The sequence below is a fragment of the Caldanaerobacter subterraneus genome (genome assembly GCF_004345675.1).
GTDB classification, from domain to species: domain Bacteria; phylum Bacillota; class Thermoanaerobacteria; order Thermoanaerobacterales; family Thermoanaerobacteraceae; genus Thermoanaerobacter; species Thermoanaerobacter subterraneus.
The window spans coordinates 22,824-41,017 of the sequence record NZ_SLWU01000016.1; the positions used below are offsets into that span (position 1 = coordinate 22,824).

Here is an 18,194-nt window from a genome sequence, read left to right on the forward strand (position 1 = left end):
ATTACTACTTTTCCATATCTTTAGATGTGAAAGCTCCTGGCAATAAATCTCTTACACTCATTATCGCATGGTCACCCTTCATATTGCTCAATATAACGACCATATCTTCTCCGCCCAGTTCCATCATAACTTGCCTGCAAGCACCACAAGGCGAAACAGGTTCATCAGTATCGGCTACAACGGCAATAGCTTTAAGCTTCCTTTTCCCTCCGCTATAGGCGTTAAACATGGCAACCCTTTCTGCGCACACAGTAAGACCAAAAGATGCATTTTCAATGTTACATCCTTTGTATATATTTCCATCTTCCGTAAGCACACAAGCCCCTACTTTAAAATTAGAGTAAGGAGCGTAAGCATTTTCCCTCGCTTCTTTTGCAATTTCTATTAGTTTTTCATAGTCCCTGTACTCCATTTACACACCTACTTTCACAATGTTCTTTTTCTGACAATGTAAAAGTCAAATTTAGAGGCATTAAAATAATTTGACGAAAACAAAATTGGCGTGTTATTTTCATCATAATGAACTTGTTCTAGAAGCAATATTGAATCGTTTTTGTCCATCATGAGCTTTTTCTCAACTACAGGGTCGTGCTTTATAACTCTGATGTGGGAAATAGCATAAGTAATTCTTATAGAATGCTCTGCCTCAAGATAAGCAAAAATTGACTGTTCAAATCCGGTAAAAGACTCTCCTACGATGTTCTCTGGCAATCTATCTATGCAGTAAACAACAGGAACATTGTCAGCCGTCCTAATTCTCTCTACTTTGTATATTATATCCCCCGGCTTTATCCTCAAATGCTTTGCTTCATTCTCAGTTGCAGGCAATTTATACACAGTAAAATCTTTGGTACCAGGCACCATTCCCTGCCTTTCAATTAAAGCAGTAACGCTGAACAACTCCTCCAAACCGCTTTTTATGAGCGGTTTTCTTCTCACAAAAGTACCGACCCCTTGCTGCTTTACAATTAATCCTTCCTCTTCCAGAATCCTCATAGCTTCCCTTAAAGTGGCTCTGCTTATGCCAAACTGCTTCGCAAGCTGAGACTCAGAAGGAAGTTTGGTGCCTTCCTTCCATTGTCCCGTCTTTATAAGTTCCTCCATCTTTTTTAAAGCAAGCTCATACAGCGGCTTTTTCTCAGGCAATAACATGACAAACGCCCCTTTTATTTTTAATACTGTGGTCATACTTTAGATAAACCTTTAAAAGACACTAACTCTTTTAAAATTTCTGTGTGGTCTCCTGGAATAATTATCTGGTGATTGCCCAAAGGATTAGATGTAAAATATTCTATTTTATCTTTCAATACCACTTCTATCTGAGTTCTGCACCGCTCTTCGCTCCGTGGATTATCTATTACTTCGCCTGCTGCAAAGAAAATTTTTGAAAGATTCTTTCCTCCAACTTTAATTATAGTAATAGGTCCTTTTTCAAATTCGCCTTGAACCCCTACCCCTATTCCAGATTCAAAATGAGATCTTAAAATATAGTTCCTAACAGCTTTTGTTGGTACAGTACAATGAGCAAAAATTATACTATTTTTCTCTTCGTTTATCGAGGAAGGATTAGCCATAAAAGGTATCTTCCCAGTTAGCAAATAACTTAACAACATACTAAAAGTAGAAGGAAGATCGCCTTCACATCCTGCAATAATACCTTCATCTGTCAATCTAGAAAGTGCTAAGCAGCCGGTTGTATTGAACTTCATTAGTAAATCAAAACATTTTAAACTTAAAGCATTTAATTTATATCTTTCTACCAAAATCTTGAGGGCTGCGTATATGCCATGGGCTTTACTTATATCTTCTTCCGTTGGTTCTATTTTTTTTATTGCTCTTTCGAAATATCCATCATATCCTTCTAACTTGTTATTTGTTAGTAAATCGTAAAGTTCCTCCAATTTAATATCAACAATATCAACACCCCAAAAACTCTTTACTTCAAAGTAGTCAATTGTACTCGCAATAAGCCACTCTGAAGGCCCCCCAATGCTCCCAATTCTTGATTCTTTGAGTCCATTTAAAAGATTTACAATTTTACAAAGTATAGTTATTTTTTTGAGTACAGAGTTTTTCTCTCCATAAAGGAGATAAACTTTATCCTTTTTAGCCTCATTCACAAAAGATATGATTTCCAACGAAGCCGCTAAGGAGTTGTTTATATCCTCGGCAAGCAAAACTATAGGCTTTGGAAGCCAGTTGTAAATTCTTTTAAATTTTCCTTCCACTCCGCCTGTCATAACCCAAACAACTGTTAATTCTCCTTCTACAGGTTTCCACTCAGGAGTAATATCTTCATAAGTAAGGTAATTCACTTTGAAATGGTTGTTAAAAAATTCATAAGTACTAGAAAGACTCATTCTCACTTTCTCTTCACCGTGAAGAGGAGACATCATCTGAATAACATTTAACCTACACATCTCAATTTTCCCCCTTTATTATTAATACACTTTTTCTAATGCATTTCCCTCTCGTAGGGTATCCCATCTGCAGCTGGAGGAGTGGATTTTCTTACAACTCCTGCCAATACTGCTAAAGTAAGTAAGTAAGGAATCATTTTTATAAATTGATAAGGAATGACATTGCTCTCGACTACCCTAAAACTCAAACTTTCAGCAAAACCGAAAAGCAAAGAAGCCCACATTGTTCCATAGGGAGTCCAGTTACCAAAAATCATAGCCGCAAGGGCAATAAATCCTTTCCCCTGGGTCATACCCTCAACGTACATGCCTGTATGTTCTAACGATAGATATGTCCCCGCAAGCCCTGCTAATAACCCACTCAATAAAACACCAGCATATTTAAACTTAAACACGTTTACCCCTAAAGTATCAGCAGCTAAAGGATTTTCCCCTACAGATTTGAGCCTAAGGCCAAAAACCGTCTTCTCAAGAATAAACGCTGTAAAGGGTACCAGTATAAATGCTAAAACTATAATTGGTGAAGTATCGCCTAATACAGGAATTTTAACAGGCCTCAGTCCTTTTACATGGGGAGAAGTCGTAGCCATTTTAAAAAATACTTGACTCAAAAAGCGAGAACTCCCAAAGGCTAAAATATTTAACGCAACACCACTTACAATTTGATTCACTCTAAATGTAACACTCGCTACAGCGTGAATTAAAGCAAGTGCCATTCCTGCTGACATTCCCATTAAAAAACCTACGTAGGGCCCAAAGTAGAATGAACCCAATGCACCCCAAAAAGACCCCACAATCATCATGCCTTCGAGTCCAATATTTACCACTCCCGCTCTTTCTGTATAAACTGCACCAATACCCGTAAGAAGAATGGGAACAGTCATTCGCAGTGATGAAGCTATTAATTCTACTATAAAATCCATTTTACCTCGCTCCCTTCTTTTCCAAACGCTTGATATAGTCGCCAACTATTTTGTTTATGATTACTATGGTGATTATCATCAAAGCCTGTAGGATTACAATTGTATCCATAGGCACATTAAGCAATGTCTGAATACCTTCTGCACCTCTCCTAAGAAAACCAAAAAGGATTGAAGCTAAAATTATTCCAAAAGGATCATTCTGCCCTATCAAAGCCACTGCAATCCCATCAAACCCATATCCCCTTGGAAAATCCAGATCCATATAGCCAAAGTAGCTCATCAGATCCGATAATCCAACGAGCCCTGCAATTGCTCCACTTAGCAGGAAACCTTTGTAAAACACCTTTTCTTTATCTATACCTGCGGTTCGAGAAGCTTCTGGATTTTGTCCCACAGCTCTTAATTCAAAACCAAATGGAGTATAATAAACGATATAGTATATTGCTATTGCAAGCAAAACAGCTATAACGAAAAACCAATTCAAATACACATGTTTAGGAAGCTCTATACCAAATAAAGCTAAAACTCCGTGGAGCTTAGGCATCAATGCACTAGGGGCTAATTTCGGAGTTCTTATTAGTAATTTCTGACTTCTGTCAATAAATATCTCTGAAATCAAGTAGTGTATGAGAGAATAAGCTATATAATTTAACATAATAGTACTTATAACTTCGTGTACTCCTTTTCTTATTTTTAGATAAATAGGCAAATACGCCCATATCATTCCTCCTAACATTCCGGATAAAATCAATAATGGAATGTGGATAAAGGGTGGTAAACCTTCCAATGAAAAACCTACAAACGCGGCAAGAAAAGTACCGATTAAATACTGTCCTTCCACTCCTATATTAAAAAGCCCCATCCTAAAGGCTATAGCCACAGCCAATCCAGAAAATATTAAAGGGGTAGAATTATAGAGGATAATAGCTATACTATCCAGTCGTCGGAAAGAAAATTTAAACATTGTGTAAAAAACTTCTAATGGACTTTTGTTAATAGTTAGAATTACAAAAGAACTAAAAAACGCAGCCAAAAAAATCGCAATAAAAGGAGCTAGGATTTTGAGTGTCAGTATTTTATAATTTTTCTTCACGCAGTTTCACCATCCTTATCAGTGTAAACTCCCAACATATATAATCCGATTTGCTCTAATGTAGTTTCTTCTGGTTTGAATTCTGCTACTATTTTCCCTTTATACATTACTCCTATCCTATCAGAAAGAGAAAGGACCTCATCTAAATCCGCAGAAATAAGCAAAATTGCCTTCCCTTGCTCTCTAAGACTTAGTAATCGAGTGTATACAAATTCAGAAGCTCCTATATCCAGTCCCCTAGTAGGTTGAGCAGCAATTACAAGGATTGGATCTTGAGAAAGCTCGCGACCAAGTATTACTTTTTGTTGATTTCCTCCAGAAAGTCCTTCTACTGGTTGGTTAATTGAACTTAGCATTACATTATATTTGTCCACTATACCCCTTGCAAATTTTTGAATTTTTTCTACATTCAAAAACGGATACCTAATAAATTCCCTTTTTCTGTGGAGCCCAAGAATAACATTTTCCCAGACTTTCATTGGGAGCACTAAGCCCTGCTTGTGTCTATCTTCTGGAATAAAAGCAATTCCTTTTGACCGCCTTTCCCTAATAGAAAGGTTTTTTATGCTCTCTCCCACCAGCTTTATTTCTCCTTCTGATATCGCTCTTAATCCCATTATTGCTTCAGCTAATTCTCTCTGCCCGTTCCCTTCTACTCCAGCAATCCCATATATTTCTCCGCTACGGATATTAAAATTTATGCCTTCCAAAAGAATTTGCCCGCTTTCACTCCTCAAATACAAATTTTCTACTGTGAGAATGATATCTCCTTTTTTTACTTCCTCTTTATCCAATTTTAACAGAACAGGTTTTCCCACCATCATTCTAGCAAGTTCTTCCTTAGTGGTTTCATTTGCAAATACAGTACCTATCACTTTCCCTCTCCTTAGTACTGTAACCCTATCTGCAATTTCTAAAACTTCATCAAGTTTGTGACTTATAAAAATGATGGTTTTACCCTCTTCTTTTAATTTTCTGAGATTAACAAACAGTTCTTTAACTTCTTGTGGTGCCAAAGTAGCTGTTGGTTCATCAAAAACCAGTATGTCTGCACCTCTATATAAAACTTTTAGTATTTCCACTCGCTGAGCCATTCCTACCGAAATGTCTTCTACCTTCGCGTCTATATCTACAGAAAAATTGTATAAATCGCATAATTCTTTTATGACCTGTCGTGCATTTTCCCAGTCTATAGTAATTCCTTTTTTCTTTTCTGACCCCAGAATAATGTTTTCTAAGACAGAAAATCTTCCTACCAGCATAAAATGCTGATGAACCATCCCAATCCCCAACTCTATTGCTCTGTTGGGACTATTTATTTTTTCCTTTTTTCCGAAAACATAAATTTCTCCCTCATCAGGCTGATACAATCCTGCTAAAATTTTCATAAGTGTGCTTTTCCCAGCTCCATTCTCGCCCACAATAGCATGAATTTCTCCTTTATTAATTTCCAGATTTATGTTATCATTCGCAACTATACCAGGAAATCGCTTTGTAATATTTTTGAGAACTATTGCTTTTTCCAATAAAGCCACCCCATTTCTACAAAATTTATTTTAGACTTGTGCAAAATTCAAAAGCCTTCATTTAAGCGATTCTGCAGTCATACTTTTTTCCTATCACTCTTGAATTTTTTATCTTTTATGTAGGATTTCCCCTCCCATTTGTCGAATTATTATATATACAGCATGAAAATATTTTTTAAGGAGGAGGAAATCCTACATGTACCAGCTTCAATTACTTTTAACTATACCTGAAATCTTTACTTCTCAGTCTAAAATTGATTTCTATTCTTCTATGTTTAAAAATCTAGGCTTGTCTTCAATACCTGAATTCCCTTCCTCTAGTCCTAGCCGTAAGGGTTATTCTCATCATGCAATGTTTAGAACTTTTATTGTTATGAAAGCTGAAAGATTCGGTACAATTTCTGACCTCCTAGATTATCTCCGCAATAATCTTATCATTGCTCATCTTTGTGGCTTCAACATTTTTAAACCTCTTCCTTCTTATTGGACTTTCCGCCGTTTTATTAATGAGTTCTCTCATGATTATTTGACCTCTATCTTTCAAAATCAGGTCAATATCCTCAAAAATATGGGCATCATCTCCGGTGAGTTTATTTCCATGGACTCTACCCCTATTAAAGCTAACACTAAGTTAAATAACCCTAAGTCTTTTTCTAAAAATAAATTCTCTAAAGATAATCAGCCTAAGTCTGATAAGGATTGTAAATTAGGTGTTTATTCTGCTTCTAATGATTCTTCTAATAAACGATATAAGTTTTATTGGGGCTATAAAAATCATATTATTGTTGATGCTATCTCTGGTTTACCTATCGCTGAAACTACTACTCCCGCTGATGTTCCTGATTTTGATGTCGGTTTGTCTTTACTTGCTGATACTAATAATTGGTTTAAACTGACTGGTACTAATTTTATTGGCGATTAAGGGTTATGATGTTAAGAAACTTTATAATTATGTTAGAGATACTCTCCATGGTCATTGTTTTATTCCTCTTAACAAGCGTAATTCTAAAAATCCCCCACTGACTGATGATGGTTATATCGTTTGTGAAGCAGGTATTAAAATGCTCAAAGACGGCAAGCAATATTTTGATGGTTTTATTAAGCAAAAATTTGTTTGCAAGTTCTGTAATTCTAAAGATAACTCTGCTTGCCCTATTCAGCATCCTAAATATTTTAATGGCAAAAAGCATAGAGGCTGTACTAAGTATGCTATTATATCTTCTGATTATAGGTCCTCTATTAATAGAAACTCCCTATATTTTAAGGCCGTCTATAGATTGAGAATTGAATCAGAAAGATAAATTTAGCTTTAAGGCCCTAGATTTTGAAAAGGCTTATGTCAGAAATATTAATTCTGTCAGCAACCTTAATACTTTTGGCCATATTACTTTGCTTACTGTCGCTATTGTAGCTATTAAACTGGGTAAATTTGATGAGTTTAAGTCTCTTGTTGCTCTGATGCAATCGGCTTAACTTTTACTGAATCTAGTTCATGCCACTTTTTAACATTTGACTTCTACAGGATATTTATGCCCTTTTTTAGCTCCTCTTTTTGTCTTTTCTTTTCCTTTACCATTTCCTTTATGTTTTATTGCAAGTTTTGATTACTATATATTGTATGTCATACATATTATGGTTTTTTGCCATGATTATTTTTATTAATTTTGCACATCCCTACAAAATTTATTTACTTTATCAGAGTTGTAAATGGGAGGCGACATCTTACAGTCACCCCCCCTGAAATTATCCCTTTCTCTATTTCTTTAATCCTTTTAAAAATTCCTCATACTCGCTCTTATCAGCTGGAACTTTTATTTCTCCTTTTACAATCTTTTCCTTAATTTCATCTAGTTTAGGAATGATATCAGAAATTAGATCTTTGTTATACTGATTAACCGCATAGCCCACTCCATCTTCTGCTAAACCGAATACCTTATATCCACCTTTATAGTTCCCCTCAATAAAATCTTTAATGGTGCTGTAAACTGCTACATCTACCCTCTTTAACATACTTGTAAGGATGTAAGGTCTCTGGTCTTCTTTGGCAGTCAGAGACTGATCTGAATCTACCCCTATCGCAAATTTCTTTTGAGCCGCGGCCGCTTCAATAACACCTATACCCGAGGCACCAGAAGCATGATATACTATGTCAGCACCTGACTTAAACTGTTTTAGAGCAAGTTCTTTCCCTTTTACCGGGTCTTTGAAAGCATCACCTGTAGTACCAATGTAATCTGAGATTATTTCTATATCAGGATTGATGTATTTCGCCCCCGCCATGTATCCAGCTTCAAATTTCTCTATTAACGGAATTTTCATACCACCAACAAAACCTATTTTCCCTGTTTTAGACTTTAAAGCAGCGGCTGAACCTACTAAAAATGAACCTTCTTCCTCTTTGAACTGGAGACATACCACATTAGAATTTTCGTTTAGATCCTCAATATAGCCATCTATTAATCCAAATTTAGTATCTGGAAATTCTTGGGCTACTTTTCTAATGTGGTCAGTGAACATAAATCCTACTCCAAATATCAAATCATACCCATCTTCTGCCAAAAGCCTTAGCAATTGTTCCCTATTTTCTCCACCAGCAGAAGGTTCTAGATATTTAACTTCAATCCTATCACCAAATTCTTTTTCAGCTCTTTCTAAACCCGCATACGCACTATCATTAAAAGACAAATCTCCTCTTCCACCTACATCAAATACCAAACCTACTTTGACTTTTTTGGGTTTTTCTGCTTGTTGCTGAGTCGTCCCTTCTGAAGGTGGCATTTCCTTTTTCGCACATCCTGCAAACACAAACAAAAGCATACTAACTGCCACTATCAAAGCAATTAATTTTTTCAGTTTCATAAATTCTAAACCTCCCACAAAATTTTTTTAATTTTGTCAATAATACTTCTGTAAAAAAATTAAAATCGTCTGACATCTAACTATAGTATATGAGATTTTATTTTTAGAAACAATCTTTAAATGTATAGATTTTCACTGTAAAATCTTATTTTTTCTTATTAAAACGTTTATTTTCTTTGTTTATCTTTTATAAATATTTTTCGTTATTTTAACTTTCATTTGAAATTTTGGAAATTACCTTACTTACAATCTCATCCCTCACACTTCTATATTTATTGAGTAATTCATCGCACTCTTTTTTAGCCTCTTCGGCAAACTCTTTATCCTTGATATAAGGTAGATTGACCTTTACATTCAAAACTGCTCCTTCCATAGCTGCATATAATAGTATTGCACCAACAGCTGCATCTGATACAGCATTGGGATTGCCATACTCAGCAATTAAAGCAGTGGGAGTAAATCCTTCGCCGCAAAGTCTTGCAAGTTTTAAAGGAACATTCATTGCATTTATGTATGCCTTCTGCAAAGCCTCACTTCTTATCTTCTTTTCTTCCTCCGTATTTTTTGGCATTTTTAAAGCTTTCATAACTTCATCATAAGCAGCTGTATCCTCATCTATAAGCTTCATGTATTCCTCTAAAAGCCTATTGCAAATATTAAGTCCTTCTTGAATCTCTTCTTTTATGTCCTCTGAATACTCTTCATAAAATTTCTTCCCAATAGTCAAATCGTAAACCATTTTTGATAGAGCAATTCCAAGGCTTGCAGCTGCTGCCGAAACACTTCCACCTCCCGGCGTAGGTGAAGCTGAGGCGACCTTCTCAATATACCCTTTTAAAGAATCATTGATTAGCACAACACCATCTCCCTTCTCAAATGTTTTCACACCACTTATTATACCAATAAACGCGAACCTTTGTAACAAAATTGTCAATTCTTAACTTTGTTTCATTTTTTAATATTGGCGTTGTCAACAGGGGACATAGACATAATAAAAGAACTTCTGTACAGAGACCCTAGAACTCAAAGTGAGGAACAGGTAGAAAAGGTTATAGAAGAAATTCTCTCATTGCCAGAAAATAAAGAAATGAGAAAGCATTATTTAAAAAAATAGTAAGGCTAAATTTAACTAATGAGGTGCCATTTGTAAAATCTTTGTATACAAATGGCACCTTCTTTTTTACGCTATTCCGATAGTACTTTATTCTTTATCTCTTTTACAAATTCTTCAATATCGTTAAGGTTAGATGTAATAATCTCATATAATTCTTCATCTGTCACTAAATTGTAAAGATGCACCATTCTATTTCTATATCCTGCCATTTTCACTAATTTTTTACTCAACTCCTCATCTATATATCCGTATTCTCCTAACCCTCTCGCAATTGATTTATATTCTTTTGATAATTCGATATTACCTGCCTTTGCTAATATATGCCTTCCTATATCAAAAATTGCCTCCAAAGTTCTCCTTAAAAAACTTTCTGCAGCCGCAGAATTTCTTTTATCACTTAAAAAAGTTGCTTTATCCATTGAAGACAAAACTTTTAGTTCCTCCAAATACTCGCTAATAAGAATAAGTCTTTCCAAAATTAACTGGCGATTTATCATATTCCCCACCACAACTTTTAATATTTTTCCAGCACCTCTTCAATATATTTATCGTACATATATTTGAAGTCTGCTGCTCTTCTTAAAATCTGCATTTCATAACTATCTTTAAACTCTTCAGAGTAGGAATATACGCATATCCCTTTCAAGGCTTCTAGCTGGAATATGGAATGATTTTCTTGAAGAAATACCAAGTCCAATTTATAAGGTTTAAAGAGGTCTTCTAGCTCATTGTAAATATCCGCATAAAGCAAATAACGCTTTTCTATTTTTTCTATATCCTCCAAAAAAACCACGCCCACATCAATGTCTGCCAAAGGGTCATCTATGACTACTTTCTCCCCCTGGAGTAATTTCAATGCATTTTCTTTTTGTGAACCAAACAGGTACACCAAACCTATTTTATATTTTTCGCATATTTCTGATAACTTCTGGGATACAACAAACATTCTTCTTCACCCATTTTCATTGTAACATAAAAACTATTTTATTCCAATAACAACCACATCATTTCCTTTTGCCTTTATCACTGTATTTACATGGTTAATTCCAAAGTGATACATCATATAGTCCAGATTTGGAGCATCAATTAAGACAATATCGGCTCTTTTCCCTTCCTCTATAGTCCCTATTTCATCACCTCTATCAATAGCACAGGCAGCATTTAATGTAACAGCTGTTAGGATTTCCTCTGCCCTCATTTTCATGTTAATATAGGCAAATGACATTATAAGCTGTAAATTCTCTGTAGGGCTTGTACCGGGATTGTAATCTGTACCTAATGCAACAGGCAATCCCCTCTCAATTAATCGCCTCGCATCAGCATAAGGTCTATTCAAAAAGAAAGAAACCCCTGGCAAAAGGACTGCCACTGTGCCTGCTTTTTTCATGAGCTCTATTCCTTCGTCAGAGACTTCTTCTAAATGGTCAGCACTTATAGCCCCTAATATCCCAGCCAATTCTCCACCCTTACTGTGGGTAAGTTCATCCGCATGAATTTTTAGTCTAAACCCCAGTTTTTTAGCTTCCTCTAATATTTTCTTCGATTGTTCATAATCAAAAGCCCCTTCTTCACAGAATACATCGCAAAACTCTGCTAGGTCTTCCTCTTTTACCTTAGGAAGCATCTCATTTATTACTTTCTCCACATACCCCCAAGGGTTCTCTTCAAACTCCTGTGGAATAGCATGGGCTCCTAGAAAAGTAGGCACAATATCCACAACAGAAAGGCTTTTTAATTGGTTCATAAGTCTTAAAAGCCGTATCTCTTGCTCTGTATTAAGGCCATACCCACTTTTTACCTCTACAGTAGTCACTCCATGAGAAAGCATGATTTCAAGGCTTTTTAAAGCCTTTTGAAGCAATACCTCATCAGAGGCCTCTCTTGTTGCTCTTACTGTAGAATGGATACCTCCGCCTTGTTTTAAAATGTCAATATAGGAATAACCTTTAAGCTTTAGAGCCATTTCATTTTCTCTGGATCCATAATGCATCACATGGGTGTGAGGGTCAACAAATCCAGGGGTCGCAATCATACCTTTCGCGTCAATTTCCCTCTCTGCAGAAATTGCGGCAGGAGATTTCCCTGCCGCCAAAATTTTCCCATCTTTTATTGCTATGTAAGCATTCTCTATCTCTTCTATCTTTTCCATATTTTCTCCACAAAGAGGTTTCGTCCCAATCGGCGTATAAATTTTACCTATATTGTATATTAATAAATCTGCTCTCATATGAACACCTCATTCGTAAATTCTATTTTCCAAAACCATATCCATGGAGAAATTTTCCAATCTCAAGTAATAATCGGCAACATCTAGCAATGCTTTTGAAGGCACAAGGCCTATTATTTCGCTTCCTACTACGTTCACACCATACCTTGAAGCTTCTGCTTTAATTGTCTCAAAGACTCTGTAAATTGGCGTTTTGTTAAAATCCGTAAGGTTCATTGAAACTTGCACTATACCTCTTTCTTTTAATTCAACTCCCATTGCCTTTACATATCTATAGCCACCACTTGAAAATCTGACAGCTTTAGCAATCTTATTAGCTATTTCAATATCATTTGTGCCAAGGTTTACATTGAAGGCAATCAAAAAATTTCTAGCTCCAATTACTGTTGCTCCACTTTTTGGATTCATCTCGGAAGGTCCAAAATCGGGCTTCCACTCTGGCTGTTTTATCTTTTCAAAAAAGCCTTCATATTCCCCTCGCCTTATATTCTCTAAATTTTTTCTTTCAGGAGTTGTAGCAGCTTCTTCATACAAATAAACAGGTATGTTAAGCTCTTTCCCTACTCTTTCTCCTAGTTCCCTTGCAATCTGTACACATTCTTCCATTGTAGCATTTTTCACAGGAACAAAAGGAACCACATCCACAGCTCCAATTCTAGGGTGTTCTCCTTTGTGATACCTCATGTCAATTATCTCTGAAGCTTTTTTTATGAGCTTAAAAGCCGCTTCTTTTACCCCCTCTTTATCTCCAACAAAGGTTATAACTGTCCTATTGTGGTCTTTATCTGAAGAATAGTCCAAAAGTTTTACTCCTTCTGTTGAAACCACTTCTTTTATGAGCTCAGAAATCTTTTCCTGATCCCTTCCTTCGCTCACATTGGGCACACATTCAATTATCTGCTTCATTTTTCTTGCACCCTTTCAAATTCATTTAACATAGGCATTTTTATTCCTTTTTCTTTTGCAGTGTTAATTGCTATTTCATATCCAGCATCGGCGTGCCTTACTATCCCAAGACCTGGATCCCCTGTCAGAACCCTTTCAATTCTCAAATCTGTCTCCTTTGTCCCATCAGCACACACAACTACTCCTGCGTGGATGGAATAACCTATTCCTACTCCTCCTCCATGGTGTACAGAAACCCATGTAGCTCCTGATGCAGTGTTTAAAAGCGCATTTAGTATCGGCCAGTCTGCTATAGCGTCACTTCCATCCTTCATAGCCTCTGTCTCTCTATAAGGTGATGCAACAGACCCTGTGTCATGGTGGTCTCTTCCTATTACAATTGGCGCTTTAAGCTCTCCTTTTCTTACCATCTCGTTTATAGCAAGGCCAAATTCTGCTCTCTGACCATAGCCCAGCCAGCAAATCCTCGCAGGAAGCCCCTGGAATTTCACTTTTTCTCTAGCCAACCTAATCCACCTATTGAGTATGGGGTCATCAGGGAAAAGTTCTAATACTTTCTGGTCTGTCTTGTAAATGTCTTCAGGGTCACCAGACAACGCCACCCAGCGGAAAGGCCCTTTGCCCTCGCAGAACAGGTCCCTTATATACTCGGGAACATAGCTTGGGATATTGAAGGCGTCTTTTACTCCTTCGTCATAGGCCATTCTCCTTATGTTGTTACCGTAGTCAAAAACTATAGCCCCTCTTTTCTGCATTTCAAGCATAGCTAAAACATGCTCTGCCATCGCCTTTTTAGCTCTCTTTATGTATTCTTCAGGATTGGATTTTCTAAGTGCTATAGCTTCATCTAAAGTCACTCCATTTGGCACATATCCATTTAAGGGGTCATGGGCTGAGGTTTGGTCTGTTACAACATCTGGGATTATGCCTCTTCTCACAAGTTCTGGATGAACATCTGCTGCATTGCCCACCAATCCTACAGATAAAGCCCTTCCTTCTTCTTTTGCCTTCATAACCATTCCCAAGGCTTCATCCAGGTCTTCCGCCATTACATCTAAGTATTTAGTCTCCAGTCTTCTTTTTATCCTGTTTCTATCAACTTCGACTATAAGGCAGGCTCCATCTAACATGGTAATTGCCAGCGGTTGAGCACCGCCCATTCCTCCCAGCCCTGCTGAAAGGACAAACTTGCCCTTTAAGCTTCCGTCAAAGTGCTTTTTGGCTAAAGCAGCAAAAGTTTCAAAAGTCCCTTCTACAATTCCCTGTGAGCCTATATATATCCAGCTTCCTGCCGTCATCTGGCCGTACATGGTAAGCCCTTTTGCTTCAAGGTCCCAAAAAGTCTCCCAGTTGGCCCATTTTGGAACCAGCATGGCATTTGAAATCAAAACTCTTGGTGCCATCTCGTGGGTTTTGAAAATTCCTACAGGTTTTCCCGATTGAACTAGCAAAGTCTCATCCTCTTCCAGGTTTTCAAGGCTTTCTAGTATTTTGTCAAAAGCTTCCCAATTTCTTGCGGCTTTTCCTGCCCCACCGTACACTATCAAGTTTGCAGGATCTTCAGCCACTTCAGGGTCTAGGTTGTTCATAATCATTCTGTAAGGAGCTTCTATCTGCCAGTTTTTGCAGTGAAGCTCTGTCCCTCGAGGTGCTCTTACAACTCTTGACATTAAAATCCCCCCATGTTCTTGTTTCTATAAAGCTTTATAGTATTATTCTATTTAGACTCTCAAAAATCCTGCTAATATTTATACATTTTAAAAAACATTAAAAAAGCGGGGGAAAACCCCGCTTACTCTACCTTAAACTGTTTAATCGCCTCAATTAACGTATTTGCATAGCTCTTCAGTTCATTTGCTGTCGATGCCATCTCTTCAACTATCGCAGACTGTTCCTCTGATGTCGCTGAGACCTCCTCTGCAGAGGCTGCTGCTTCCTCTGATACTGCCGCTATGTTCTGTATTGAATCTACTATCCTGTTCTTGTGCTCCTCTATCTCCCTCAAAGATTTCGTCAAATTCTCTATCTTCTCCACTATGAACTTCACTGCATTTAGTATCCCTTCAAATACGTCCTTTGTCGTATTTACTACTTCGCTCTGCTCCTCTATTGACTTCGTCGAATCCTCCACTGTCCTGTGGGTGTTGTTTATCGTAGACTGTATCTCTGCTATCAAATTCGCTATGTTCCTCGCTGCCTGGGAGGACTGCTCCGCTAATTTCCTAACTTCATCCGCTACAACTGCAAAGCCTCTTCCTGCTTCCCCTGCCCTCGCTGCCTCTATCGCTGCATTTAAAGACAATAAGTTCGTCTGGTCTGCTATATTTGTTATTGTCTCCACTATCTTTTCTATCTCTGCCGACTTCTCTAACAGATAATTTGTCGCCTCTTTTACGTTGTTGTTGGCCTCAATTGTGTGCTTTGTCTTTTCTATTAGCTCTTTTATCGTGACAAGACCTTCATTTGAAACCATGTTCACATTTTCTACTTCATGGTTTATTTCCTCAGCGTTTTTGAGAGAGCTATCTATAAGCTGCCCTAAGACCACAGTTGCATTGGCGCTTTCTTCTGCCTCTTTCGCCTGACTTGATGCCCCTTGAGCTATTTCTTCAATCGCCTTTGCTACATCCTGTGTAGCCTGAGCTGCCTGCTCTGAAGCGACTGCCAGGTTTTCTGCAGAGTGGTTTACAGATTCTGATACGCTCTTTATGTCAAATATTAGCTTCTTTATGCCTTCTAACATTGTGTTAAAGCTATTTGCAAGTACTCCTACTTCGTCCTTTGTCTTTACATCGGCTCTTACCGTGATATTCCCTTGTGAAGCTTCTTCCATAGCAGTTACTACTTTCTTTATGCCTGAGGATATGGAGTTGGAGAAGAAGTATGCAATCACAATACCTATTAGAAGTATTACTATGCTTACTGTGATTATAAAATTCCTTATCTTTGTTACATCTCCTGTCAATTCGCTGTTATCCATCGTAACAACAGCTTTCCAACCGAAACTGTCAAGGTCTCTCACACTAGCAAATTTTAATATATTATTTGATACGTACTGAATCGTAGAATTTTTTGTAGCAAGCAACCTCTCACCAAAATCGTACTTCTTAATTGAAGTAAAAAGTTTAGTAGAATCTGGATGAGAAATTGTAATACCGTCCTTTGTAACGACGTATATGTACCCTGTTTTGCCAAGTTTTACATCAGAAATATTTTTTGAAAGCTGCTCTAAACTTATGTCAATTCCTAAAACACCTATCAATTTTCCACTAGAATCTAAAACAGCTTTTGTCACAGTAATTTCCGGAACCTTTGTGTTAAAGTCTTGATAGGGTTCTGTCCAGGTAATCTTTCCATTTGCATTTACCGCCTCTTTGTACCAGGGCCTTTCCGTAGGGTCGTAATTTTCAAGTTTTTGAATTGGATATAAAATCATTTTCTTTGAAGGAGTTGCAAAATACACGTTCATAGCATCAGGCATAGCCTTTTTTGTCTCTTCTAGCTTCTTTAACACCGCTTCATCTGAGGCCTGACTTCCATCGTAATTTAAAATCTCATTAGACTCTGACAACATTTGCACTATTGTTTCAGTATCCCGCTTAAATGAATTTACATATTTGTTCAGTACAGACAAAGCTGTCTGATTGGAATCGTTTATCTTAGATTTAAGAACAGATTCTGCGATATTTGTAGAAAAGTAACCTGCTATCACAAGAGGTATGAGTATAAAAAGTACCATTAAAACCAGAAGTTTTGTCCTGATACTCCTCATTCAATTACCCTCCCTATATTGATATGAAATACCTCCGATCCCCCTTTATCTCCCTCACCACTTCCTCCAATGCCTCTACAATCTTGTAATTATATTTGTAAGGCATTGTCTTCAACTCAAGCATAGCTTCATGCATGTTCTTCAACCTTTTTTGATTGTAAGGCCTTTTTGTAGTCATGGCATCGAAAGAATCGCAAATTCCTATTATATGAGCGCTCAAAGGAATAAGCCCCAGCCCAACGTGAAGTAATCCCCACCTTGCAGTTATAAATTTGCTCCTCCTTAGGAAGCCCTAATTTTTTAGAAACCAAATAAGTAAGCTTCGCAACTCTTATTTCCCTTCTTTTCGACATAATTTGACAAGAAAAATTATACCATATTCCCCTCTAGAAAGTCAATTTTTTAAATTTTTTCAAGTATTAAATTTTACACGCTGGAAATACTGTAAATTAGCGACCTTGACAAAATTCCTAAAAAAGTTATATAATACGTTTGCAATATTTTTGTATGTATTAAAATTTTTTTGTAATAAAAATTTTTATGTAAAGGAGGAAGTTTATGCAGAAGGGTGTAAACGATGCAAAAAACTGGCACTAATTCCACTTATTCTGATGATCTTTACCTCTGTATTTGGCTTTACTAACATCCCCCGTTCCTTCTACTTAATGGGATATGGAGCTATTCCATGGTATCTGCTTTCAGGAATAACTTTCTTTATACCTTACGCTTTTATGATGGCAGAGTACGGCTCGGCTTTTAAAGAGGAAAAAGGCGGAATTTACTCGTGGATGGAAAAATCAGTAAATCCAAAGTATGCTTTTATAGGAACTTTTATGTGGTATGCTTCCTACATCATATGGATGGTAAATGTAAGCTCCTCTATATGGATTCCTCTTTCAAATGCCATATTTGGTAAAGATACAACCTCCACATGGAGCCTTTTTGGCTTAAAGGCTACACAGACTCTTGGTCTTCTTGGCGTAATATGGGTAATCACTGTAACGTATATAGCATCTCATGGACTAAAAAGTATTTCAAAAGTGACATCTGTAGGAGGAACAGCAGTCATAGCAACAGTTATAGTAACTGCAACAGTCGCATTTGCAAACTTCTTTACAATAATTCAGCCTGCAATTGAGGGAGATTTGAGTTCTACCATTTGGATGATTGTAGGTCCAGTATTCTTCTCATTAGTAGCTCTACTCATGTACAATCGTTATGAGCACGTAAAAGAAAAATCGCCAGTTAAAGTTTCTACAAAAATAAAACCTGAACACAAGTAAGAGAGAGGGTTTTTCCTCTCTCAGTTTATTTTAATTTCACCTAGAAAGTTTTAATTTTTACGCGTATATGG

Annotated in this window: 17 protein-coding genes and 1 pseudogene; 3 read left to right on the plus strand and 15 right to left on the minus strand. The window is 37.0% G+C overall.

Translation table 11 applies throughout. From position 1 onward, the window contains the following. Positions 1–4: 4 nt before the first annotated feature. From EV203_RS08200 to EV203_RS08225, 6 genes are all read right to left on the minus strand, one after another. Positions 5–412: a cytidine deaminase gene (locus EV203_RS08200; protein ID WP_132039981.1), complete on the minus strand. Its 408-nt coding sequence runs from the start codon at positions 410–412 to the stop codon at positions 5–7. A gap of 14 nt (positions 413–426) precedes the next feature. Then, positions 427–1,152, minus strand: coding sequence for a GntR family transcriptional regulator (locus EV203_RS08205; protein ID WP_132039983.1), 726 nt, complete (start codon positions 1,150–1,152; stop codon positions 427–429). A 32-nt stretch (positions 1,153–1,184) separates the two neighbouring features. Beyond that, the gene (locus tag EV203_RS08210; protein WP_132039985.1) at positions 1,185–2,420 is read right to left on the minus strand and encodes a fucose isomerase; all 1,236 of its coding nucleotides are present in this window, start codon (positions 2,418–2,420) and stop codon (positions 1,185–1,187) included. A 35-nt stretch (positions 2,421–2,455) separates the two neighbouring features. Beyond that, positions 2,456–3,343, minus strand: a complete 888-nt coding sequence (locus tag EV203_RS08215; protein ID WP_132039987.1) for an ABC transporter permease — start codon at positions 3,341–3,343, stop codon at positions 2,456–2,458. Between the two features lies 1 nt (position 3,344). Further along, the gene (locus tag EV203_RS08220) at positions 3,345–4,307 is read right to left on the minus strand and encodes an ABC transporter permease (protein WP_243700627.1); all 963 of its coding nucleotides are present in this window, start codon (positions 4,305–4,307) and stop codon (positions 3,345–3,347) included. Between the two features lie 125 nt (positions 4,308–4,432). After that, positions 4,433–5,962 (minus strand): ABC transporter ATP-binding protein, encoded by a 1,530-nt coding sequence (locus tag EV203_RS08225; protein ID WP_132039991.1) that lies wholly within the window; start codon positions 5,960–5,962, stop codon positions 4,433–4,435. A 196-nt stretch (positions 5,963–6,158) separates the two neighbouring features. Between EV203_RS08225 and EV203_RS08230 the strand changes: the two are divergent. After that, positions 6,159–7,435 (plus strand): annotated as a pseudogene (locus EV203_RS08230) (transposase). A gap of 282 nt (positions 7,436–7,717) precedes the next feature. Here the strand turns inward: EV203_RS08230 and EV203_RS08235 are convergent. Continuing rightward, positions 7,718–8,821, minus strand: a complete 1,104-nt coding sequence (locus EV203_RS08235) for a BMP family lipoprotein (RefSeq protein WP_132039993.1) — start codon at positions 8,819–8,821, stop codon at positions 7,718–7,720. Positions 8,822–9,029: 208 nt separating this feature from the next. Then, a complete protein-coding gene (locus EV203_RS08240) occupies positions 9,030–9,677 on the minus strand; it encodes a cyclodeaminase/cyclohydrolase family protein (RefSeq protein ID WP_132039995.1) in 648 nt (215 codons plus the stop codon). A gap of 105 nt (positions 9,678–9,782) precedes the next feature. Between EV203_RS08240 and EV203_RS13420 the strand changes: the two genes are divergently transcribed. Next, positions 9,783–9,935 carry a hypothetical protein gene (locus tag EV203_RS13420; RefSeq protein WP_165911593.1) on the plus strand — a complete coding sequence of 51 codons (153 nt, stop codon included), beginning with the start codon at positions 9,783–9,785 and terminating at the stop codon, positions 9,933–9,935. A gap of 71 nt (positions 9,936–10,006) precedes the next feature. Here the strand turns inward: EV203_RS13420 and hepT are convergent, their stop codons facing one another. The 7 genes from hepT to EV203_RS14305 all read right to left on the minus strand — a co-directional run bounded on the left by hepT (position 10,007) and on the right by EV203_RS14305 (position 17,060). Further along, positions 10,007–10,432 (minus strand): type VII toxin-antitoxin system HepT family RNase toxin, encoded by a 426-nt coding sequence (gene hepT, locus EV203_RS08245; protein ID WP_132040037.1) that lies wholly within the window; start codon positions 10,430–10,432, stop codon positions 10,007–10,009. 17 nt (positions 10,433–10,449) lie between these two features. Beyond that, complete coding sequence (locus tag EV203_RS08250) at positions 10,450–10,881, minus strand: nucleotidyltransferase domain-containing protein (RefSeq protein ID WP_132039997.1); 432 nt, start codon at positions 10,879–10,881, stop codon at positions 10,450–10,452. Between the two features lie 33 nt (positions 10,882–10,914). Further along, positions 10,915–12,162, minus strand: coding sequence for an imidazolonepropionase (hutI, locus tag EV203_RS08255; protein WP_132039999.1), 1,248 nt, complete (start codon positions 12,160–12,162; stop codon positions 10,915–10,917). Between the two features lie 9 nt (positions 12,163–12,171). Further along, on the minus strand, positions 12,172–13,068 hold the full coding sequence (ftcD, locus tag EV203_RS08260) for a glutamate formimidoyltransferase (protein ID WP_132040001.1): 897 nt from the start codon (positions 13,066–13,068) through the stop codon (positions 12,172–12,174). Continuing rightward, entirely contained in the window at positions 13,065–14,738 is a 1,674-nt protein-coding gene (gene hutU, locus EV203_RS08265; RefSeq protein ID WP_132040003.1) for a urocanate hydratase, read from the minus strand. The genes ftcD and hutU overlap by 4 nt, the downstream gene beginning before the upstream one ends. 122 nt (positions 14,739–14,860) lie before the next feature. Then, complete coding sequence (locus tag EV203_RS08270; protein ID WP_132040005.1) at positions 14,861–16,840, minus strand: methyl-accepting chemotaxis protein; 1,980 nt, start codon at positions 16,838–16,840, stop codon at positions 14,861–14,863. A gap of 13 nt (positions 16,841–16,853) precedes the next feature. Then, positions 16,854–17,060, minus strand: a complete 207-nt coding sequence (locus EV203_RS14305) for a hypothetical protein (protein ID WP_240951558.1) — start codon at positions 17,058–17,060, stop codon at positions 16,854–16,856. Between the two features lie 391 nt (positions 17,061–17,451). On the opposite strand from EV203_RS14305, the gene EV203_RS08280 reads away from it, so the two are divergent. After that, positions 17,452–18,123, plus strand: coding sequence for an amino acid permease (locus EV203_RS08280; RefSeq protein WP_243700629.1), 672 nt, complete (start codon positions 17,452–17,454; stop codon positions 18,121–18,123). Positions 18,124–18,194 lie beyond the last annotated feature (71 nt).